This window comes from Methylobacterium indicum (assembly GCF_017347565.1).
GTDB lineage: Bacteria > Pseudomonadota > Alphaproteobacteria > Rhizobiales > Beijerinckiaceae > Methylobacterium > Methylobacterium indicum.
On record NZ_AP024145.1, the window covers coordinates 3,363,814 to 3,382,462 of the forward strand.

The window sequence follows — 18,649 nt, forward strand, 5'->3', positions numbered from 1 at the left end:
TCCCCGACGGGACGGGATCGGCGGCGATGGGCGAGGCGGAGCGGGTGCGGGCGTTGAGCGAGGAGATCGGCCTCGCGATCGACCACGCCGCCTGCGATCCCGCGGCCTGGGACGGCGTCATGGCCACGATCGGTCGCCTCATGCCCGGGATCTGGCCGGTGCTCCAGGTCGTCGATGCCGCCGCCGGGACCGGCCTGCCCCTCGTGCACTGGGGCTGGGATCCGGCCGACGTCCAGGCCTACGAGGCGCATTACGGCGCGGTGAACCCGTGGATCTCCGTGATCCTGTCCACGCCCGAGATGGTGTCGATGCATTCCGAGGAGCGGATGCCGGTCGCCACCCTGCAGCATACCGAGTTCTACACCGACTGGCTGTCGCGGCTGGGCGGCATGACGGCCTCGAGCGGGATCAAGCTGATCGACGCCGACGGCCGCCTGGCGGTGCTCAACCTTCAGCACGAGCAGGCGCGGGCGGCGCGCGAGCAGGAGCGGCTGGGCGCGGTCATGGCGCGGATCGGGCCGCGGATGCGCCGGGCGATCGAGACCAACCGGGCCTGCTTCCCGGCCGGTATCGCCCGCGCGCCCGGGGAGACGCTGCTGACCCGGGTGGCCGATCCCGCCTTCGTGGTCACCCGCGACCTGCGCCTCGTGGAGGCGAGCCGCGCCGGCCACGACCTTCTTTCCGAGGGAACGGTCCTGCGGGTCGGGGCCCTCGACCGGGTGCAGATACGGGATCGGCGCCTCGCCGAGTCGGTGGCCCGGGAGGTCGCGCTCGCCTGCGGAGGCGCCCCGGAACCCGGGATCGACCCGGCGGGCCAGGGGCCGGTGCGGGTCGGGCCGATACGCTGGCAGGTCACCGCGATCGGACTGCGCCAGGACCTGCGCGGCATCGTCGGGATGGCGCGGCTGCTGGTTCCGGACCAGCTCGCCCTGGTGGTCCTGCGCGGGAGCGCCGCGGACGGCACCCGGGAGCGCGACCGCCTCGCCGCCCTCGGGCTCTCGCCGGCCGAGATCCGCCTCGCCCTGCTGATGGACGGGTCGCGCTCCCTGGTCCAGGCGGCGGAGGCGCTGGGCATCCGCCACGAGACCGCCCGCTCGCAACTGCGTCAGGTCTTCGCCAAGCTCGGGGTGTCGCGGCAATCCGAGCTCGCGGTGTTCATCCTCCGGCTCAGGCAACGCGCCTGAGCCGGAGAAGCCGGCATCAGGCCGGGATCACGTCCACGATCTCGTAGGTGTCGGGATCGATGATGACGATATCGTCGCCGACCAGCACGTACTGGAAGCCGCGATAGGCCGGGACCAGGGTGAGGATCGCCGGCGGCAGGGCGTGCAGGGTGACCGAGCGCGGCACCGCGACGCCGGCGCGCAGGGCGAAATTGACCCCCGTCAGCGGCCGCACGCCGGAGCGCACGATGGTCTGGCGGAACTCGGTGCGCTTGGTGGTGTCGAGGCGCGAGACGGCGCCCCGGGCCTCCGTCCGGCCGCCGCGCTCGCCCCGATCGGCACCGCGGTCGCCACGCTCACCGCGTTCTCCTCCACGCTCGCCGCGTTCGCCGCGCTCGCCGCCGCGGTCGCCCCGCTCACCGCGTTCGGCTCCCCGCTCGCCGCGTTCGCCGCGCTCCGCACCGCGCTCGCCCGGCTCGGCACCGCGTCCGCCGGCACCGGGCTGGGCGCCCTCGCCGCCGGCCCGGCCGCCGGGCGCACCCGGTTGCTGGCCCGCGCCCCCTGCCGGCCCGGCTCCGCCGGGCTGCGCAGCCCCGGCGCCGCCGCGCGGGCCGGCCGCACCACCGGCTCCTCCGGCGCCGCCCATGCCCGCGCCGCCGGCACCACCACCGGCTCCGCCGCCGACGCCCGCACCACCGCCGGCACCGCCTGCAGCCCCGCCACCGGCGCCGCCGCCCGCTCCCCCACCGCCGCCGGGACCGCCCTGCGCGAAGGCCGTGGCCGCGCCGAGCACCAGCACGGCGGCCGTCATCGTCCCGCGCAACATCTTGCCGCGATTCAGCTTGGTCATGTCACGACTCCCGAGACTGCCCCCGCGCGGCCTGTGGCGCAGGGTTGTTGCAGTGCCGGGCCGCAACGGAGACGTGCGGGAGATGGTTCCGCGATCGGGTGCGATCCCCGCCCCCGATCTCGCTTTGGCCTGCGGGCGCCCGGATCGTCTCGGGCGCCCTCCCCGGTTCAGCCGATCGCCTCGGCGACGGCCGTGCCGCAGGCGGTGGTGTCGGCGTTGCCGCCGAGGTCGCGGGTGCGGAGCGTCCGCTCGGCCAGCACCCGCTCGATGCCGGCGACGATCTCGGCGGCGGCTTCGTTCTCGCCGAGATGCTCCAGCATCATCGCGCCGGACCAGATCTGGCCGATCGGGTTGGCGATACCCTGGCCGGCGATGTCGGGGGCCGAGCCGTGGACCGGCTCGAACAGCGACGGGAAATCCCGGTCCGGGTTGATGTTGCCCGACGGCGCGATGCCGATCGTGCCGGTGCAGGCGGGGCCGAGATCCGACAGGATGTCGCCGAAGAGATTCGAGGCCACCACCACGTCGAACCAGTCCGGGTGCAGCACGAAATGCGCCGTCAGGATATCGATGTGGTACTTGTCCCAGGCGACATCGGGGTAGTGGCGCGCCATCTCCTGCACCCGCTCGTCCCAGTACGGCATGGTGATCGAGATACCGTTCGACTTGGTGGCCGAGGTCAGGTGCTTCTTCGGCCGCGAGCGCGCGAGTTCGAAGGCGAATTTCAGCACCCGGTCGGTGCCGCGGCGGGTGAAGACCGATTCCTGCACGGCGAATTCGCGGTCGGTCCCCTGGAACATCCGGCCGCCGACCGAGGAATACTCGCCCTCGGTGTTCTCGCGCACGACCCAGAAATCGATGTCGCCGGGCTTGCGGCCGGCGAGCGGGCTCGGCACGCCGGGCATCAGGCGCACCGGACGCAGGTTGATGTACTGGTCGAACTCGCGGCGAAACAGGATCAGCGAGTTCCACAAGGAGACATGGTCCGGGATCTTCTCCGGCCAGCCGACCGCGCCGAAGAAGATCGCGTCGTGCCCGCCGATCTGCGCCTTCCAGTCCTCCGGCATCATCCGGCCGTGCTTGGCGTAGTAGTCGTAGGACGAGAAGTCGAACCAGTCCTGCTGCAGCGTGAAGCCGTGGCGCTTGGCCGCCTGCTCCAGCACGCGCACGCCCTCCGGCACCGTCTCCTTGCCGATGCCGTCCCCGGGGATCACGGCGATGCGGTAATGACGCTTGGCTGACGGCATGGGTGTCTCCTCCGTGTTATGGGTCCTGCCGTCGCGCATCGGGCGGGATCGGTCAATCGCCGTTCACGCCACATCCCCGACGCTCGCCCTGCGCTGGCGGTCGAGCTCGTCGCTGTAGCGCTTGAGCGTGTGCTTCTCGGTCAGGATTCCGATTACCCGGGCGGTCTCCCGGCTCTCGACCACCGCCAACGCCTCGCTCTCGGCCTTGTCGAACAGGGCCACGGCTTCCTTGGCGTTCATCTGCGGCAGCAGCATCTCGTCGCGGTAGCGCAGGAGGTCGACGACCTTCGTCTCCGCCGCCTTGTCGTCGATCGGGGCCGCATGGGCCTCCGCCACCAGCACGATGCCGGCATACTGCCCGGCCTCGTCGACGGCGACCACCTGGGTGCCGGAGCCGAGCGGGAAGGCCCGCCGGAACGCCGCCAGCGTGGTGTCGGCCCGCACGGTGCGGACCTCGCGGCGCATCAGCTGGCCGACCGTCAGGGTGCGGATCCAGCCGACGTCGTGGGCGCTGCGGATCGACTCCCCGCGCAGATGGAAGCGCCAGGTCGCGAAGGAATACCCGAAGGTCTTGCGCACGGTGAGCGAGGACGCGATCACCGCCACGAGCACCAGGCTGGCGATCGGGAAGTCGCCCGTCACCTCCAGCGCCAGGAAGGTCATCGTCATCGGCCCGCCGATCACCGCGACGGCGAGCGCGCTCATCCCCACCACCGCGTAGGTGACCGGCGGCAGCACCATGGCGACGAGGGGCGGGGCGAGGATCACGAAGATCTTGCCGGCGAGCGCCCCGAGGAACAGCGAGGCGAAGAACAGGCCGCCGCGGAACCCGGTGCCGATCGAGATCGCCGAGGCGAGCGCCTTGGCGAGGAAGAGGAGGATCAGCCCGGCCGCCCCGATGGCGGCGCCGTCCTCGGTCAGGTTGAGGTGGAGCGCGCCGTGCCCGGCCGAGAGCACCTGGGGCGTGGCCACGAGCGCCAGCACCCCGACCACGACGCCCCCGAGGACGGGCCGGGACAGCGGCGGCAGCCTCGTGCGGCGCACCCCCTCCTCCACCAGCGTGACGCCCTGCATGATCAGGATGCCGAGCCCGGCGCAGATCAGCCCGAGGCCCAGGGTCGGCAGGTAGTCGGCCGGGCCGACCGGCGGGGTCGGCCCGATGGTGATCACCGTCTGGTGGCCGAGGATCGCCCGCGACACGAACCCTCCGGCGAGCGCCGCGGTCACCACCGGGGTGAGCGACGCGATGGCGTAGGTGCCGATGATCAGCTCGAAGGCGTAGAAGGCGCCGGTGAGCGGCGCCCCGAACGCCGCCGCGATCGCGGCCGCCGCCGCGCATCCGACGAGGATCCGCATGTCGGCACGGCGCAGCTCGAAGCTCAAGCCCAGGCGCGAGGCGACGCCGGCGGAGATCTGGGTGTAGCCCGCCTCGAGCCCGACCGAGGCGCCGCAGCCGTTCGAGATCAGGTTCTGCACCGCCACCAGCGCCGAGTCCCGCAGGGACAGGCGGCCGCCATGCAGCGCGTTGGCCTCGATCGGGTCGATGACCGGCCGCCCGGGAGCGCGCCGCCAGCGCCCGCCGAGCCAGACCACGAGACCGAGCACCACCCCGCCCAGGGCCGGCACGCCGAGGGCGACGAGCGGCGAGACGTGCGGCGTCGCGCTCAGGCGCTCGTCGAGGTCGAGGCCGAACAGCCATTCATGCGCGGTCTGCGCCGCCCAGCCCATGCCGCTGACGAGCGCCCCCGACACGCAGCCGACGAACGCCGCGAGCAGGATCAGGCCGATCTCGCCGCTGCGCACCCAGGCGCGCAGCGATCCGGGCGCCAGCACGAGGGCGCTCTCCGTCAGGGCGCGGCGGACCGTCTCGGGCTTCGGCGTCATCGGACCGTCGGGGCAGGGAATGGTGGGGTGCCCTGCGGTTTACGGTGCCGGAGGCGGCCGGTCGACCGGCTTCGCTTCCACAGCCGGCGCAGTTTCTCGCGCTTTCGGAAGCGGGAACGCAGATCGGCGCTTGCCACGGCGCCCGGGCCCGACTACACACCCCCTCGTCGCGAGCCGCCATAGCTCAGTTGGTTAGAGCGCTAGATTGTGGATCTAGAGGTCCCCCGTTCGAGCCGGGGTGGCGGTACCACGCACTTGGAAGGTTCGGAGCCCGGGCTGGCGACAGCGCCCCCGGCGAGCGGACCGAACCGATAGACTTGCCGAACAACGGAATTTTGCGGTTCCATGACGGCCGATGCCTGTGGGCATCGATACGGGAACGATCGGCGCTGACGTGCGATACCGGCAGGACGCGGTGTCCGACGACGCCCGCAGCCCGACCCGGAGGCGCCCGATGACCGATATCGCCGACACCCCGCGCCATGCCGCCGAGGCCTCGCCGAGCGACGAGGAGGCGTTCCACATCCCGGACGAGATCGCGCTGGCGCTGACCGAGTTCGCCGCGGTGGAAGAACTCTCCCGCGGCGATGCGATCTGCCTCATCCTGCGGGACTACCTGCGGGTGAAGGGCTACCTCAAGAGCGCGCCTCCGGTCTGACGACACGCCCGGCGGGCACCCCGCTCCCGCGGGGATGCCCCGGGATCGTGCATCCCCGCGGGAGCAGGGACCGTATCGCTACACGGCGCCGCGCAGCTGGATCTCGAGGCGGCCGACATCCTCCGTCAGCCGATCGACCGTGCGCCGCGCCTCCGGATCCTCGGGTTCCTCCCTGAGGGCCAGCGCGGCGGCGGCGAGGGATTGGCGCTTGGCCTGGAGCGCATACGCGATCTGGGCGCGAGCCATCTCGGGTGTCCTGTCGGCCATGGGCGATCCTCCTCAAGACTGCGCATTCGGGCGCGGTGATAGCGGTCCCCGTTCAACGCGCGAACCGGCCACGAGATCGCGCGGCCTGGCGGGCGACATTCGAGGAGCCGAGCTCACGCGGAAACGGCGCGGGCTGCCTGACCCACGCCGTTATCGTCAGGTTGTCCGGGGAGTCGCGGGCTCAGCAGTCGTTGGCCTGCTGCGCGGCGGTCTTCTCGCCCTTCGACTGGCGCGAGACGTCGGCCGGCGAGGTCGCCGTCTGCGAGCCCACATTCTGCATCGCCCCGACGGTACCGGGGGATTCCGCCTTCGCGCCCGGCGTGACCGAGGCGGTGGCCGGCGGATCGACGGTCGAGCTCTTGTCCATCTTCTGGTTCTGGGCGGTCTGGCCCGGGGCGCAGGGACCCGCAGCGGCACCGAGCGTGCCGGCCAGCAGGAAGAGCCCGGCGCCGATGGCGGTGAGGCGTGTCATGGTGTTTCCTCCAGACGTTGTCGTGCCCCCTCAACCGACATCCTGAAGTCGCGGTTCCTCCCCCATTGGGCTGCGACATACTGGCATGGTCTATGTCGTATGTTCGCGAAAGCGGCATTCGAAATCCGCTTGCGTGCTCCGCCCGGCAAACCAATTTCGAATGCGCCAGAACCGAAAAAATTCGCTTGCGTTTTGTGCGGCGCACGCTAATTTGTGCATCGCACGATCGCGATGGCGTCGCGGTCGTGCTGCCCTCTTTGGGCGTTTCCTCCCTAGACTTCGGGCCACCCGCAAGGGTGGCCTTTTTTCTTGTGACCTTTCCTCTTGGGGAATGGCCCACGGGACATCCGGAGCAGGTTTTTGACGGGTGCGGGATCCATCCGCCTGCCGTCGCCGAAACGGGATCGGGGCCGCGCACGGCGCAGCCCCGACATCCTCGGATCGACGGGCCGGTCCGTCGGAGCATGGCCCGACGGCGGGACGCCGTCTCGCCGCGGAGGACGCGGCGCGATGAGGGATCTAGATCGGCAGCATCCCGGCGGGGCGCGACTGGGCGTAGAGGCTCGCCCCCGCATCCGCGCCGACGACCCGCGCCAGGGCGGCCTCGTCGCAGGTGCCGGCAATCCGCAGGCCGAGCTGGTGCAGATGATCCTTGTCGGTGCAGTAGGCGGCCAGCCGGGCGCGTCCCGTCTCGGGCATGCGCGCCACCAGGGCGTCCACGTCGTCCTCGCTGGCGCGGTGCAGCACCGCCAGCAGCTCGAGCGGGATCGGATAGCGGGCGAACGCCGTGGGCAGCGGGCGGGTCTGAGCTTGCGGCATGGATCACCTCGTGCGGTCGGGTTCGCGGGATCCTCGGGCGGATATGGTTAGCGATCAGTTAAGAGCTCGACACTCCATGCGCATGACGATGAGCGACGCCGCCGGGTGCCGCACCGGATCGCGACAATCCGCCTGCCCGGCCAAATCGATGATCTACGTCATGTCGGAAGACCTCGACGCAATGCAGCATATCGGGCATGCGCATAACGTAGGGAGCCACCTGTCGAATGAATGATTGTAGTGGGAGCACGGCGCCGCTACGAGGCCCGGACGAGGTGAGATGAGCGAGCAGACCCGCGCGGAAACTGTCCTGGCCGATGCCGTGCGGCGCAGCCTGGACGGCTGCCTGCGCGCGCCGGCATTCCGGCGCTCGCCGAAGCTGGCCGCCTTCCTGGGCTATATCGTGGAGGAGGAGCTGGCCGGCCGGGGCGAGACCATCAAGGCCTACACCATCGCCACGCAGGCCCTCGGCCGGGCCGACAGCTTCGATCCGAGCAACGATCCGAGCGTGCGGGTCGAGGCCGGCCGCCTGCGGCGCGTCCTCGACGAGGTCTATGCCGACGAAGGCCGCGCCCTTCCGGTGCGGATCCTGGTCCCGGTCGGCGCGTACCGGCCGAGCTTCGAGAGCCAGTCGGCCGAGATTCCGTCCCGCGAGGCCGTCTCTCGCGAGTCGACCATCGAGGAGGTTCTCCCCCGCGGCGAGGCGGCCAGGGGGCTCCCCGGTCCCGCGGCCGTCCCGGCGCGGATCCCGGCCCCGCCGGCCCTGCGGCCCTCCCCGCGTGCGGGCTCCCCGCTGTTCGAGAACCGCGGGCAGGCCGTGCTGGCCCTCCTCCTGGTGCTGATCGCCTTCCTGCTCACGATCGAGATCGGGCTGCAGATCTACATCATCACCCAAACCTGACGCAGAGGACCCCGGCGGCGTCCGCGATCCCGCGGAACCGATCCCGGATCCCGGCTGTTCTTCGCCGTCATTGGATGTGACGTACGGGAGATCGCCATGCGCAAGATGATGTCCGCCGCCGTGCTCGCCGTGGGCCTGGTCGGCTTCGCCGGAGCCGCGGAAGCCAAGGGATGCATCAAGGGCGCGGTCGTGGGCGGCATCGCCGGCCACGCCGTCGGCCACACCTTCGCGGGCGCCGCCGCCGGTTGCGCGCTCGGCCGCCACCAGGCCAACAAGCGCCAGCGCGCCCGGGACGAGGCCGTCCAGCCGCCTGTCAGCCGCTGACACGGTAGCGGTCTCGTTGCACCGCACCATCCCCGGCGACAATCGCCAGGGCCGCCCCGCAGGTCGAGCTTGGCCATAACACGGCATGAATGCTTGGCCGGCGACAGAGCGGAGCTTGCCGCGATACGGCGAAGCTTGCACCGGTTCGTGATGACCTGAGCGAGCCTCGCCGTCATATCGCCACATCTCGTCGGCTTCTTGCGCCGTACAGGCACGGAAACCGGGGCGATACATCAGATGCGACGTCGAGTGGACGGACCGGCGCAGCGGGGCTCCATGCGGATGGCGGGAGCCCACGGGGACGTCCTCTCCTTCAGCAGCCGCGCCGCCCATGGCGGCGTGCCGGTGATGGCCCGCACGATCGTGGCGGCCGGGTGCCTCGCCGCCGGCCTCTCCGCCCTACTGCACCAGTACGGCGCCGAGCTGGTGACCGCCCGCCCGGCCGTCACCATGATGGCCGACCTCCTGGTGATGCCGACCCCCAAGATCCAGGCGCCCAAGATCCAGGCATCCAAGATTCAGATGCAGGCCTCGCAGGCCCAGCCCGCTGCGGGCCGCGACATGGCCGGGATCGCGCCCCTGCGCGAACCGATCCACGATCTCGACACGGCGCTGGGCTCGTCCGGCGTCGATCGCGTCTCCTACGACGACCTCCTCGCCGCCAGCTCGGGCGGCGATCCCAACGAGGTGCTGACCTTCGGGCCGATGCGGATCCGCCGCCACCTCGTCCAGACCATCGTGCGGGCGGCCGCGACGGTGCGCACCGACCCGGTCCTGCTGATGGCGGTCGCCGACAAGGAATCGAGCTTCCTCACCGAGGTCCAGGCCCGGACCTCCTCGGCGACCGGCCTCTACCAGTTCATCGAGCGGACCTGGCTGCAGGTGATGCGGGAATTCGGCGCCCAGCACGGCTATGCCCGCGAGGCGGGCCTGATCGGCGAGGACAACAGCGTCGCGGATGCCGCGGAGCGCACCCGTATCCTCGATCTGCGCCGCGATCCCTCGCTCGCCGCCGTGATGGCGGGCGAGATGCTGAAGCGCGATTCGGCCCGGATCGCCGCCCGGATCGGCCGCGACCTCACCCTCGGCGAGACCTACCTCGCCCACTTCCTCGGCCCGGACGACGCCGAGCGCTTCATGGCCAAGGTGGTCGAGGAGCCGAAGGCCGAGGCTGCCGCCCTGCTGCCGAAGCCCGCCAAGGCCAACCGGCCGATCTTCTACGAGCGCGTCGGGCGCCGGAAGGCCCGCAGCCTCACGGTGGCCCAGGTCCACGACAAGTTCGAGGCGATGATGAGCACCCGCGGCGCCCGCTACCGCGACGTCGGCGCGCTGATGGGCGTGATGGCCTACGCGGCGGAGTCGCCCTGAGGGGGCTCCGTCACGCGGGAAAAACCCTTTCCGCGAAAAAGACTTGTTCCACGAAAAAGACTTGCCGCCGAGCCTGCGGTAACGGAAACCACGGCGCCCGATCACGGTTTATCCCTCCGACGATCCATCACGGACCAGGAGGTGACGATGGGCGCGGCAGGCGCCGGACGCCGGACGGGCGGCACGCAACTCACCCCCATTCTCTCCCTCGACGCCCTCGGCGCGAGCCTCGCCTCCGCCTATGACGGCCTGATGGTCGAGGCGGTGCCGGAGCGGCTCGGCGCCTTGCTGCGCCGGATCGAGGAGAGCGAGGCATCGGGTCTCGACGACGATCGGGCGACACGACCCGGGCCCTGCGACGACGCACGGGCGACGGGCACGGCCTGCCGGCTCGCCCTGCTCGTCGGCGACGTACCGGGGGCCGAGGAAGCCGGCGCCCTCTTGGCCCGGGCCGGCCTCGAGACCGTGCGCTGTCGCGATCCGGAGACCGGTCTCGACACCCTGCGCCTGCGAGGCGGCGAGGTCGCCCTGGTTCTCATCGGGCTGCCGACCGAACGGCCGGGCGCCCTCGACGGCGCCGGGCTCGCCCGGGCGGTCGCGACGCTCTGGCCGACCATCCATCTCGTCGTGGCGCAGCCGCCCCGTCCCGGGCTCCGGCTCCCGGACGCGCATCTGCCGCCGCAGGCGGTCCCCCTCGACCGCGGCTCCGAACTCCTGGCTTTCGCCGAGCACGCCGCGCGCAAGCCCCGCCCCCCCGTCTCCTGACCACGGGCCGTCCGGGCTCCCGGACGGCCGGCACCTCACGGTCATCTCCCCGGCGGGACGCTGGGTTGATTTGCCCGGGACGGCCCTCGTGTCCTAAATTCACGGCGGAAGGGACGTGGCGGCCCGCAAGCCGCACGCCCGGGAGGAGGCGCCGGGTGGACCGGCGGACCGGATCAGGGAGATCCTGCCATGACGACCGGCATCGGGACCGGAGCGACGACGGGCGAGCGCGACCGCCAGGACGGATACGCCGCCGAATACGCGGCGACCGCCGGGCAGCAGGCGGCCTTCTTCCGCGAGCAGGCGGAGCGCCACCGCCGGCAGGCCGAGCAGGCCCGCATCTTCGCCGACCTGAGCCATGGCGAGGACGGTGCCGAACAGAACCGCCGGGCCGAGCGGCTGGAGACCCTCGGGCGTCACGGCGACACCATGGCGGCGGCCTTCGAGGCCCGCGCCCGGCGCCTCTGAACCGACCCCCGCGAAAAACGACCCTCGGGACGGACCGCCCATGACACCGGGCCTTGCCGCGACGAGGCCCGAAACCGCGAATCCCGACCAGTCCAAAGCTCGATCTGCCTCTTGCCGATCCTCTCCGTCGATCACGTCACCACCTACCGCTACCGCCGGCCCGTCGGATTCGGCGAGCACCGGATCCTGTTCCGGCCCCGGGACAGCTACGACCAGCGGCTGATCGCGGCCTCGCTGGCGATCAGCCCGGAGCCGGAGAGCCTGCGCTGGGTCCACGACGTGTTCGGCAATTGCGTTGCGGTCGCGCGCTTCCGCGGCCGCGCGCAGGAGCTTCGCGTCACCTGCCGCATCACCCTCGAGCACACGCCCGAGCCGCCGCTCGCCTTCGCCCTCGCGCCGCAGGCCGCGCGCTACCCCTTCGCCTACGATGACGACGAGGTGCCGGACCTCGCCCGCTATCGGGAGCGGCAGCGACCGGACCCCGCCGGGGCCGTCCGGGCCTGGGCCCGCGGCTTTCTCGGCCCCGACGGCAGCGCCGAGACCCGCGCCCTGCTGGCGGCGATGACGACGGGAATCCGGCGCGACTTCGCCTACGAGGCCCGGATCGAGAAGGGCGTGCAGGACCCCGCCGAGACCCTGCGCCTTCGCCGCGGCACCTGCCGCGACTTCGCGCTCCTGATGATCGAAGCGGTCCGGGCGCTCGGCATGGCCGCGCGATTCGTCTCCGGCTACATTTACGTGCCCGATTACCCGCCGGAGCGGGACGGCGCCGCGCGCCATGCCGGCGGCGGCTCCACCCATGCCTGGGTCCAGGTCTACCTACCGGAAGCGGGTTGGGTCGAGTTCGATCCGACCAACGGCATCGTCGGCAACCGCGACCTGATCCGGGTCGCGGTCACGCGCCATCCCGGGCAGGCGGTGCCGCTCCACGGCAGCTGGATCGGCCGGCCGGAGGACTTTCTCGACATGGCGGTGACGGTCCGGGTGAGCGAGCACGACGGGGTACCGACAGACGGGGTACCGGCAAACGACGACCCGGCGCTCCCCCGCCGCGCCGCCGAGTGATATCGCGTCCGGGAGCCCCCTTCCGGACGCGGTCTCACCAGCCCGCGTGGTGGAGCCGCAGGTTCCACACGCTCAAGCGACGCCGAAATCCGCATCGCGACGCGATCGACCGGATTTCGCCGGATTTCGTATGACGGCGGATCGGTCCGGACGGCGCATCTTCGCCCAGTACCTGCCGCTTCTTCGGGCAACCCACGCAGGCGGGACGGGCTTACCCTGGGGTGTCACGATGCGTCGGCCCATCGGCCGCCTCAGGGAGCCAGCACCCCATGAAGATCAGGACCGGGTACGCGATCAGCTTCGACTCCCCGGCCCCGACGCCGATGCTCCTGATGCTCAGCGTCCACCCGTCCCGGCTCGGCGACTGCCTGACCTCACCGGCGCTCCGCTTCGATCCGCCGATCCCGGCCCACGACTATCCCGACCGGTACGGCAATACCTGCACCCGCATCCTCGCCCCGCCCGGGCGGCTGACGATCTCGGCCGATTTCCTGGTCGAGGATAGCGGCCGCGTCGACGAGTACGCCCCCGACGCCGTGCAGCACCCGGTCCAGGACCTGCCCGACGACGTGATGGTCTACCTGCTGGGGAGCCGCTACTGCGACACCGACAAGCTGTCGAACATCGCCTGGCAGCTCTTCGGCCACACCCCTCTCGGCTGGGCCCGGGTGCAGGCGATCGTGGACTACGTCCACAACCACATCCGGTTCGACTACCAGCGTGCCGACGCCACCCGCAGCGCCTTCGACGGGTTCAACCAGCGCGAGGGCGTGTGCCGCGACTTCGCGCACCTCGCCGTCACCTTCTGCCGGTGCATGAACATCCCGGCGCGCTACTGCACCGGCTATCTCGGCGATATCGGCGTGCCGGCGGTGCCCGACCCGATGGACTTCTCGGCCTGGTTCGAGGTCTATCTCGGCGGCCGCTGGTACACGTTCGACGCCCGCCACAACCGGCCCCGGATCGGCCGCATCCTGATGGGGCGGGGGCGCGACGCCACCGACGTGGCGATCTCGACGATCTTCGGCCCCTCGGTGCTGGCGGGTTTCCAGGTGCATACCGACGAGGTCGCCTGACGTCCCGCGGGGCGGCATCGCGTCGGATGCCGCCGATCCCGTCAACCGCCCGTGAACGCTCTCACAGGCCTCAGTACTCCGCCCTCGAAACAAGCGTCGCCGGAGCCGGGAACCACTTCGCCGAGACAGCATTGTACAGCAAAGGTAATTGCTGAGGTAAGGCTCCGGCCATGAAGATCTTCGCTACCGCCCTGGCGGGCGTTCTGAGCGCGTGCGTGCTTGCCTCGGCCCCGGCCAAGGCGGCCCCCTACGATCCCTTCGACGCCAATCCCGGCGAGGATTACTACGCCGGCCAGCCCTACGATTCGCCGAGCTACCGCGCCACCCAGGGCTATTACGGCCAGGGTCAGGTCGGGCAGGGTCAGGCCGCCGGCAGCACCGAGCAGGCGCAGGTCGCTCCGATCCCGCGGGAACTGGTGCCCTTCAACGGCGCCTACGCCCCCGGCACCCTGGTGGTCTCGACCGCCGAGCGGCGCCTCTACCTCGTGCTGGGCGACGGCATGGCCCTGCGCTACGGCGTCGGCGTCGGCCGCCCGGGCTTCACCTGGTCGGGCACGAAGACGATCACCGCCAAGCGCGAGTGGCCGTCCTGGACCCCGCCGAAGGAGATGCTGGCCCGCCGCCCCGACCTGCCGCGCTACATGGCCGGCGGCATCGACAACCCGCTCGGCGCCCGCGCGATGTATATCGGCGGCACGCTCTACCGCATCCACGGCTCGAACGAGCCGGACACGATCGGCCAGGCGGTGTCCTCGGGCTGCATCCGCATGACCAACGACGACGTCACCGACCTCTATTCGCGGGTCAAGGTCGGCGCCAAGGTGGTGGTGCTGAACTGACATCCCGACGAAAATCCGGACACGGACAGGGCCGCCCTCGGGCGGCCCTTTTTCGTGGTCGAACCAGAGGCCACCCGGGAGCGGCCCCGTTCGCCGGGATCAGGGGACGACGCGGCCCGGGGCCGGCGGCTGCGGCGTGCTGAAGGCCGCGATCGGCACGTCGCAGAAGCAGCGCACGCCGAGCGGCCGCGGGCCCGGCAGCGGGCAGGAATAGGGCTGCGGGCCGGTGAAGCCGCGCTGGACAGCGTCGCAATTGTAGCCGACGGCCCGGCGCGGCGGCACGCGCTCGTAGCCGTAGCCCGGTGCCACGTCTTCGCGGTAGTATTGCGCCGAGGCCGAACCGGTCAGGGCGGCGACCAGAATCGCGGCCGAGGCCAGGCCGGCGCGAACGAACCCTCGCATCATCGCGTTCCTCTCTGGCAGGGTCTGACCCTGCGGGACGCCGCATCGGTAGCCGAACCGCCCCGGCCCGGCAAATCCGGGCCCGGCCCACATCGCCGCCCCGTCCTTCGGGAGACACGCCCGTGACGACCTCGACCCAGTGGCAGCGGACCCTCGACGCGGTCCTCGAACTCGCCGAGGAGATCGCCCGGATCTCGCCCGATTGCGCCGACCGGGCGATGCAGATCGTCCGCCTGGTCCGTGCGGTCGATCCCCCCGACCGGGAACTGGCGGCGGACGACCTCGCGGTCGACGACGTGCTCGACGGGCCCGATGTCGGCCCGCTTCACCGCAGCCGCACGCCGGACGTGGCCTGACCGGGTAAAGCCGGGTCGGGCTGCATCCTGCGCCACGAAAAAGGGCGGGCGCCTGTCCGGCGCCCGCCCCGTCTCGTCCGTGGTCCGGAGCCGCGGGCTCCGGACCGGGAGGATGTCGCTTACTCGGTGATGGAGGCGACGACGCCGGCGCCGACGGTGCGGCCACCCTCGCGGATGGCGAAGCGGAGCTTCTCCTCCATGGCGACCGGCACGATCAGCGTGACGTCCATGGTCACGTTGTCGCCCGGCATCACCATCTCGGTGCCCTCGGGGAGCTGGCACACGCCGGTCACGTCCGTGGTCCGGAAGTAGAACTGCGGACGGTAGTTGGTGAAGAACGGCGTGTGGCGGCCGCCCTCCTCCTTCGTCAGGATGTACGCCTCGGCCTTGAACCGGGTGTGCGGCTTCACCGAACCCGGCTTGCACACGACCTGGCCGCGCTCCACGTCCTCGCGCTTCGTGCCGCGCAGCAGCACGCCGACGTTGTCGCCCGCCTGGCCCTGGTCGAGCAGCTTGCGGAACATCTCGACGCCGGTCACCGTCGTCGTCGTGGTCGGGCGGATGCCGACGATCTCGACCGTCTCGCCGACCTTGATGATCCCGCGCTCGACGCGGCCCGTCACCACCGTGCCGCGGCCCGAGATCGAGAACACGTCCTCGATCGGCATCAGGAACGGCAGGTCGATCGGACGCTCCGGCTGCGGGATGTAGGCGTCGACCGTCTTCATCAGCTCGAGCACCGCCTCGTGGCCGATCTTCGGCTCGCGGTTCTCCAGCGCGCACAACGCCGAGCCCTTGGTGATCGGGATGTCGTCACCCGGGAAGTCGTACTTCGAGAGCAGCTCGCGCACCTCGAGCTCGACGAGGTCGAGGAGCTCCGGATCGTCGACCATGTCGACCTTGTTCATGAACACCACCAGCGCCGGCACGCCGACCTGGCGGGCGAGCAGGATGTGCTCGCGGGTCTGGGGCATCGGGCCGTCGGCGGCCGACACGACCAGGATCGCGCCGTCCATCTGGGCGGCGCCGGTGATCATGTTCTTCACGTAGTCGGCGTGGCCGGGGCAGTCGACGTGCGCGTAGTGGCGGTTCTGGGTCTCGTACTCGACGTGGGCGGTCGAGATCGTGATGCCGCGCGCCTTCTCCTCCGGCGCCTTGTCGATCTGGTCGTAGGCGGTGAAGGTCGCGCCGCCGGTCTCGGCCAGCACCTTGGTGATCGCCGCGGTCAGCGAGGTCTTGCCATGGTCAACGTGACCGATGGTGCCGATGTTGCAGTGCGGCTTCGTCCGCGAAAACTTTTCCTTGGCCATATCCATCACCTGCGGCAAGCCCGCCCACGACGTGCAGCCGGGCGGAAGGCGCGGCCCGCTTAGAGGGTTAGCGCCGGTTGATCAAGTCCGCGCATGCGCCCAGGTCGGTGCGACCGGGCTCACGCGCATCGCTGCCTGCGTAGTCCGACGGCCCTCGTCACCGAGGCCGTCGGCTCACGGCTCGGCACCGCCCGCCACGCGCCGGCGGCCGACGCTGCGCGCATAGGCTTCCGCCGTCTCGCGCTCGTGGTCGGAGAGCAGCTGCTCGACGGCGCCGACGAGGTCGGGCGCCTCGGTGAAGCCGGCCGCCACCAGGGCCACGGCCTTCGCCCGCGCGGCGTCGCGCTTGGCGGGCAGGCAGATGTGCTGCGCGCGCACGGCGAAGTGCTCGGGCGTCTCGTGGCGGATCCGCGCTGCCGCCGATTCCCGCGCCAGGCAGCCCTTCAGCCGCGCGATCGCCGCCGCCACGCGGGTCGGCCGCGCGCCGTCGAAGGCGTGGCTCGCGGTGATGTGGGTCGGTCCCGACAAGGCGACGAGCAGCAGCGGCATCACGGCGCGCATGACGGTGTCCCGGGGTGTTTGTTCCTGTTACGTTCCATACCACCACTGATTCCCTGCTGCCAAGGTAAAGCGGTGGATGGGTGGGGACAACGCCGAAGCGAGAGGCCCCGCCGCGATCCGGCGGGGCCCGGCAGAGCGTCAGGCCGCCTGCGGCGTGCCGCGGCTCTCGAGGAACGCGGCGTGCTCCTCGGCGAGCGCCCCCGACAAAGCGCGGGCGATGAGCGCGCGGGTCTCCTCGACGCCGTAGAGCGCGACGAAGGAGCCGAAGCGCGGGCCGCGCGCCTCGCCGAGCAGGATGCCGTAGAGCGTCGTGAACCAGGTCTGCGACACGCCGGGCCGCCCGTCCGGGCTCTTCGACTTGCCCGACAGATCCGGGAAGTGGCGCCGGCCGACCTCGTAGACCGCCGCCTGCAGGGCCTCCGGGTCGGTGGAGCCGGTCTGCCCGGCCAGGGTCTCCGACAGGTCGGTCAGCGCGGCCGCCTCCTCGGCGCTCGGGGCCCGGTAGGTCTTGGCCGGGCGCACGAAGTCGCGGAAGTAGCGCACGGCGTGATGCACCAGCCGGTCGAGGCGCGGATGCGTCTCCGGCGAGGCCTCGGGCGCGTAGCGGCGGATGAAGCCCCAGAGCACCGCCGGGTCCTCCGTATTGGCCACCGCCACGAGGTTGAGCAGCATCGCGAAGGGCAGCGCCCCGCCCTCCCCCACCCGCTCCGGCTCGGGCGGGGTGCCGGCATGGAGGTGCCAGGTCGGGTTGCCGAGCTTCAGCTTCGGCTCCTGCCCGGAAAACTTTTCCAGGAACGACAGGTAGTCGTCGACGTGGCGCGGGATGACGTCGAAATGCAGGCGCTTGGCCTCCCGCGGCTTGTTGTACATGAACAGCGCGAGGCTCTCGGGCGTGCCGTAGGCGAGCCACTCGTCGATGGTGAGCCCGTTGCCCTTCGACTTCGAGATCTTCTGGCCCTTCTCGTCGAGGAAGAGCTCGTAGTTGAAACCCTCCGGCGGCTCGGCGCCGAGCACCCGGGCGATCTGCCCGGAGAGCTTGACCGAATCGATCAGATCCTTGCCGGCCATCTCGTAATCGACGCCGAGCGCGACCCAGCGCATCGCCCAGTCGGGCTTCCATTGCAGCTTGGCGTGGCCGCCGGTGACCGGGGTCTCGTAGGCCTCGCCGGTGGCGGGATCGCGCCACACGATGGTGCCGGACGAGACCTTCACCTCGTCGATCGGCACCTGCATCACGTGGCCGGTGACCGGATGCAGCGGCAGGAACGGCGAGTAGGAGGCCGAGCGTTCGGCGCGCAGCGACGGCAGCATCACCGCCATCACGGCGTCGTAGCGCTCCAGCACCCGCAGCAAAGTCGCGTCGAAGCGGCCCGAGCGGTAGCACTCGGTCGCCGACAGAAACTCGTATTCGAAGCCGAACTTGTCGAGGAAGCGGCGCAATTCGGCGTTGTTATGGGCGCCGAAGCTGTCGTGGGTGCCGAACGGGTCGGGCACCGCGGTCAGCGGCTTGTTGAGGTTCTCGGTGAGCAGCGCCTTGTTGGGCACGTTCTCCGGCACCTTGCGCAACCCGTCCATGTCGTCCGAGAAGGCGACGAGGCGGGTCGGCACGCTGTCGTTGGTCAGCGTCCGGAAGGCGTGGCGCACCATCGAGGTGCGGGCGACCTCGCCGAAGGTGCCGATATGCGGCAGGCCCGAGGGGCCGTAGCCGGTCTCGAACAGCACCTCGCCTTTGCCCGTCCGTTCCAGCCGGGCGACGAGCTTGCGCGCCTCCTCGAAGGGCCAGGCGGAGGCGGAGGCGGCGGCCTCCGTCAGGGCGGGATCGATGCGGAAGGGTGCGGGCATTCGCGTGTCGAG

The 18,649-nt window shown here is 71.2% G+C and carries 22 protein-coding genes and 1 tRNA gene; 13 read left to right on the forward strand and 10 right to left on the reverse strand.

Going from position 1 to position 18,649, the window contains the following annotated elements; translation table 11 throughout:
- The first annotated feature begins 26 nt into the window (after nucleotides 1–26).
- Nucleotides 27–1,184 (forward strand): helix-turn-helix transcriptional regulator, encoded by a 1,158-nt coding sequence (locus miv_RS15760; protein WP_207177770.1) that lies wholly within the window; start codon nucleotides 27–29, stop codon nucleotides 1,182–1,184.
- A gap of 16 nt (nucleotides 1,185–1,200) precedes the next feature.
- On the opposite strand, the gene miv_RS15765 is transcribed toward miv_RS15760, so the two are convergent.
- The 3 genes from miv_RS15765 to miv_RS15775 form a co-directional block, all read right to left on the reverse strand.
- Nucleotides 1,201–2,013, reverse strand: a complete 813-nt coding sequence (locus tag miv_RS15765; protein ID WP_207177771.1) for a DUF1236 domain-containing protein — start codon at nucleotides 2,011–2,013, stop codon at nucleotides 1,201–1,203.
- 167 nt (nucleotides 2,014–2,180) lie between these two features.
- The gene (locus tag miv_RS15770) at nucleotides 2,181–3,260 is read right to left on the reverse strand and encodes a tartrate dehydrogenase (RefSeq protein ID WP_207177772.1); all 1,080 of its coding nucleotides are present in this window, start codon (nucleotides 3,258–3,260) and stop codon (nucleotides 2,181–2,183) included.
- Nucleotides 3,261–3,323: 63 nt separating this feature from the next.
- The gene (locus miv_RS15775; protein ID WP_207177773.1) at nucleotides 3,324–5,144 is read right to left on the reverse strand and encodes a chloride channel protein; all 1,821 of its coding nucleotides are present in this window, start codon (nucleotides 5,142–5,144) and stop codon (nucleotides 3,324–3,326) included.
- A gap of 173 nt (nucleotides 5,145–5,317) precedes the next feature.
- Between miv_RS15775 and miv_RS15780 the strand changes: the two genes are divergently transcribed.
- Nucleotides 5,318–5,394: transfer RNA gene (locus miv_RS15780), tRNA-His, on the forward strand.
- Between the two features lie 204 nt (nucleotides 5,395–5,598).
- Nucleotides 5,599–5,802 carry a hypothetical protein gene (locus tag miv_RS15785; RefSeq protein ID WP_058618011.1) on the forward strand — a complete coding sequence of 68 codons (204 nt, stop codon included), beginning with the start codon at nucleotides 5,599–5,601 and terminating at the stop codon, nucleotides 5,800–5,802.
- Between the two features lie 78 nt (nucleotides 5,803–5,880).
- Here miv_RS15785 and miv_RS15790 read toward each other — a convergent pair whose 3' ends face one another.
- The 3 genes from miv_RS15790 to miv_RS15800 all read right to left on the reverse strand — a co-directional run bounded on the left by miv_RS15790 (nucleotide 5,881) and on the right by miv_RS15800 (nucleotide 7,360).
- Nucleotides 5,881–6,069: a hypothetical protein gene (locus miv_RS15790; protein WP_058617995.1), complete on the reverse strand. Its 189-nt coding sequence runs from the start codon at nucleotides 6,067–6,069 to the stop codon at nucleotides 5,881–5,883.
- 181 nt (nucleotides 6,070–6,250) lie between these two features.
- A complete protein-coding gene (locus miv_RS15795; RefSeq protein WP_058617996.1) occupies nucleotides 6,251–6,541 on the reverse strand; it encodes a hypothetical protein in 291 nt (96 codons plus the stop codon).
- Between the two features lie 519 nt (nucleotides 6,542–7,060).
- Nucleotides 7,061–7,360: a hypothetical protein gene (locus miv_RS15800; protein WP_207177774.1), complete on the reverse strand. Its 300-nt coding sequence runs from the start codon at nucleotides 7,358–7,360 to the stop codon at nucleotides 7,061–7,063.
- Nucleotides 7,361–7,436: 76 nt separating this feature from the next.
- Between miv_RS15800 and miv_RS15805 the strand changes: the two genes are divergently transcribed.
- From miv_RS15805 to miv_RS15845, 9 genes are all read left to right on the forward strand, one after another.
- Nucleotides 7,437–7,595 (forward strand): hypothetical protein, encoded by a 159-nt coding sequence (locus miv_RS15805; RefSeq protein WP_165602102.1) that lies wholly within the window; start codon nucleotides 7,437–7,439, stop codon nucleotides 7,593–7,595.
- Between the two features lie 45 nt (nucleotides 7,596–7,640).
- Complete coding sequence (locus miv_RS15810) at nucleotides 7,641–8,261, forward strand: hypothetical protein (protein ID WP_207177775.1); 621 nt, start codon at nucleotides 7,641–7,643, stop codon at nucleotides 8,259–8,261.
- A gap of 96 nt (nucleotides 8,262–8,357) precedes the next feature.
- Entirely contained in the window at nucleotides 8,358–8,585 is a 228-nt protein-coding gene (locus miv_RS15815; RefSeq protein ID WP_207177776.1) for a hypothetical protein, read from the forward strand.
- A 237-nt stretch (nucleotides 8,586–8,822) separates the two neighbouring features.
- Nucleotides 8,823–9,953: a transglycosylase SLT domain-containing protein gene (locus miv_RS15820; RefSeq protein WP_207177777.1), complete on the forward strand. Its 1,131-nt coding sequence runs from the start codon at nucleotides 8,823–8,825 to the stop codon at nucleotides 9,951–9,953.
- 147 nt (nucleotides 9,954–10,100) lie between these two features.
- Complete coding sequence (locus tag miv_RS15825; RefSeq protein ID WP_207177778.1) at nucleotides 10,101–10,718, forward strand: response regulator; 618 nt, start codon at nucleotides 10,101–10,103, stop codon at nucleotides 10,716–10,718.
- A gap of 189 nt (nucleotides 10,719–10,907) precedes the next feature.
- Nucleotides 10,908–11,186 (forward strand): hypothetical protein, encoded by a 279-nt coding sequence (locus miv_RS15830; RefSeq protein ID WP_058618000.1) that lies wholly within the window; start codon nucleotides 10,908–10,910, stop codon nucleotides 11,184–11,186.
- A gap of 111 nt (nucleotides 11,187–11,297) precedes the next feature.
- A complete protein-coding gene (locus miv_RS15835; RefSeq protein WP_048427507.1) occupies nucleotides 11,298–12,251 on the forward strand; it encodes a transglutaminase family protein in 954 nt (317 codons plus the stop codon).
- Nucleotides 12,252–12,520: 269 nt separating this feature from the next.
- Nucleotides 12,521–13,327 carry a transglutaminase-like domain-containing protein gene (locus tag miv_RS15840; protein WP_207177779.1) on the forward strand — a complete coding sequence of 269 codons (807 nt, stop codon included), beginning with the start codon at nucleotides 12,521–12,523 and terminating at the stop codon, nucleotides 13,325–13,327.
- 170 nt (nucleotides 13,328–13,497) lie between these two features.
- Nucleotides 13,498–14,166: a L,D-transpeptidase gene (locus miv_RS15845; protein ID WP_048427505.1), complete on the forward strand. Its 669-nt coding sequence runs from the start codon at nucleotides 13,498–13,500 to the stop codon at nucleotides 14,164–14,166.
- Between the two features lie 99 nt (nucleotides 14,167–14,265).
- Here miv_RS15845 and miv_RS15850 read toward each other — a convergent pair whose 3' ends face one another.
- Nucleotides 14,266–14,568, reverse strand: coding sequence for a hypothetical protein (locus miv_RS15850; protein WP_048427511.1), 303 nt, complete (start codon nucleotides 14,566–14,568; stop codon nucleotides 14,266–14,268).
- A gap of 122 nt (nucleotides 14,569–14,690) precedes the next feature.
- Here miv_RS15850 and miv_RS15855 point away from each other — a divergent pair, with 122 nt between their 5' ends.
- Entirely contained in the window at nucleotides 14,691–14,924 is a 234-nt protein-coding gene (locus miv_RS15855; protein WP_048427504.1) for a hypothetical protein, read from the forward strand.
- Nucleotides 14,925–15,043: 119 nt separating this feature from the next.
- On the opposite strand, the gene tuf is transcribed toward miv_RS15855, so the two are convergent.
- The 3 genes from tuf to miv_RS15870 all read right to left on the reverse strand — a co-directional run bounded on the left by tuf (nucleotide 15,044) and on the right by miv_RS15870 (nucleotide 18,637).
- Nucleotides 15,044–16,234 (reverse strand): elongation factor Tu, encoded by a 1,191-nt coding sequence (gene tuf / locus miv_RS15860; RefSeq protein ID WP_058617276.1) that lies wholly within the window; start codon nucleotides 16,232–16,234, stop codon nucleotides 15,044–15,046.
- A 174-nt stretch (nucleotides 16,235–16,408) separates the two neighbouring features.
- Nucleotides 16,409–16,795, reverse strand: coding sequence for a hypothetical protein (locus tag miv_RS15865; RefSeq protein WP_048426139.1), 387 nt, complete (start codon nucleotides 16,793–16,795; stop codon nucleotides 16,409–16,411).
- A gap of 138 nt (nucleotides 16,796–16,933) precedes the next feature.
- A complete protein-coding gene (locus miv_RS15870; RefSeq protein WP_207177780.1) occupies nucleotides 16,934–18,637 on the reverse strand; it encodes a lysine--tRNA ligase in 1,704 nt (567 codons plus the stop codon).
- Nucleotides 18,638–18,649 lie beyond the last annotated feature (12 nt).

Bases quoted from the DNA above. Each gene is read 5' to 3' on its own strand.
- miv_RS15850 (WP_048427511.1), bottom strand. From the start codon at position 14,568: ATGCGAGGGTTCGTTCGCGCCGGCCTGGCCTCGGCCGCGATTCTGGTC.
- miv_RS15765 (WP_207177771.1), bottom strand. From the start codon at position 2,013: ATGACCAAGCTGAATCGCGGCAAGATGTTGCGCGGGACGATGACGGCC.
- miv_RS15840 (WP_207177779.1), top strand. From the start codon at position 12,521: ATGAAGATCAGGACCGGGTACGCGATCAGCTTCGACTCCCCGGCCCCG.
- miv_RS15865 (WP_048426139.1), bottom strand. From the start codon at position 16,795: ATGCGCGCCGTGATGCCGCTGCTGCTCGTCGCCTTGTCGGGACCGACC.
- tuf (WP_058617276.1), bottom strand. From the start codon at position 16,234: ATGGCCAAGGAAAAGTTTTCGCGGACGAAGCCGCACTGCAACATCGGC.
- miv_RS15760 (WP_207177770.1), top strand. From the start codon at position 27: ATGGGCGAGGCGGAGCGGGTGCGGGCGTTGAGCGAGGAGATCGGCCTC.
- miv_RS15870 (WP_207177780.1), bottom strand. From the start codon at position 18,637: ATGCCCGCACCCTTCCGCATCGATCCCGCCCTGACGGAGGCCGCCGCC.
- miv_RS15845 (WP_048427505.1), top strand. From the start codon at position 13,498: ATGAAGATCTTCGCTACCGCCCTGGCGGGCGTTCTGAGCGCGTGCGTG.
- miv_RS15770 (WP_207177772.1), bottom strand. From the start codon at position 3,260: ATGCCGTCAGCCAAGCGTCATTACCGCATCGCCGTGATCCCCGGGGAC.
- miv_RS15790 (WP_058617995.1), bottom strand. From the start codon at position 6,069: ATGGCCGACAGGACACCCGAGATGGCTCGCGCCCAGATCGCGTATGCG.
- miv_RS15795 (WP_058617996.1), bottom strand. From the start codon at position 6,541: ATGACACGCCTCACCGCCATCGGCGCCGGGCTCTTCCTGCTGGCCGGC.
- miv_RS15815 (WP_207177776.1), top strand. From the start codon at position 8,358: ATGCGCAAGATGATGTCCGCCGCCGTGCTCGCCGTGGGCCTGGTCGGC.
- miv_RS15805 (WP_165602102.1), top strand. From the start codon at position 7,437: ATGCGCATGACGATGAGCGACGCCGCCGGGTGCCGCACCGGATCGCGA.
- miv_RS15775 (WP_207177773.1), bottom strand. From the start codon at position 5,144: ATGACGCCGAAGCCCGAGACGGTCCGCCGCGCCCTGACGGAGAGCGCC.
- miv_RS15825 (WP_207177778.1), top strand. From the start codon at position 10,101: ATGGGCGCGGCAGGCGCCGGACGCCGGACGGGCGGCACGCAACTCACC.
- miv_RS15800 (WP_207177774.1), bottom strand. From the start codon at position 7,360: ATGCCGCAAGCTCAGACCCGCCCGCTGCCCACGGCGTTCGCCCGCTAT.
- miv_RS15785 (WP_058618011.1), top strand. From the start codon at position 5,599: ATGACCGATATCGCCGACACCCCGCGCCATGCCGCCGAGGCCTCGCCG.
- miv_RS15810 (WP_207177775.1), top strand. From the start codon at position 7,641: ATGAGCGAGCAGACCCGCGCGGAAACTGTCCTGGCCGATGCCGTGCGG.
- miv_RS15820 (WP_207177777.1), top strand. From the start codon at position 8,823: ATGCGACGTCGAGTGGACGGACCGGCGCAGCGGGGCTCCATGCGGATG.
- miv_RS15830 (WP_058618000.1), top strand. From the start codon at position 10,908: ATGACGACCGGCATCGGGACCGGAGCGACGACGGGCGAGCGCGACCGC.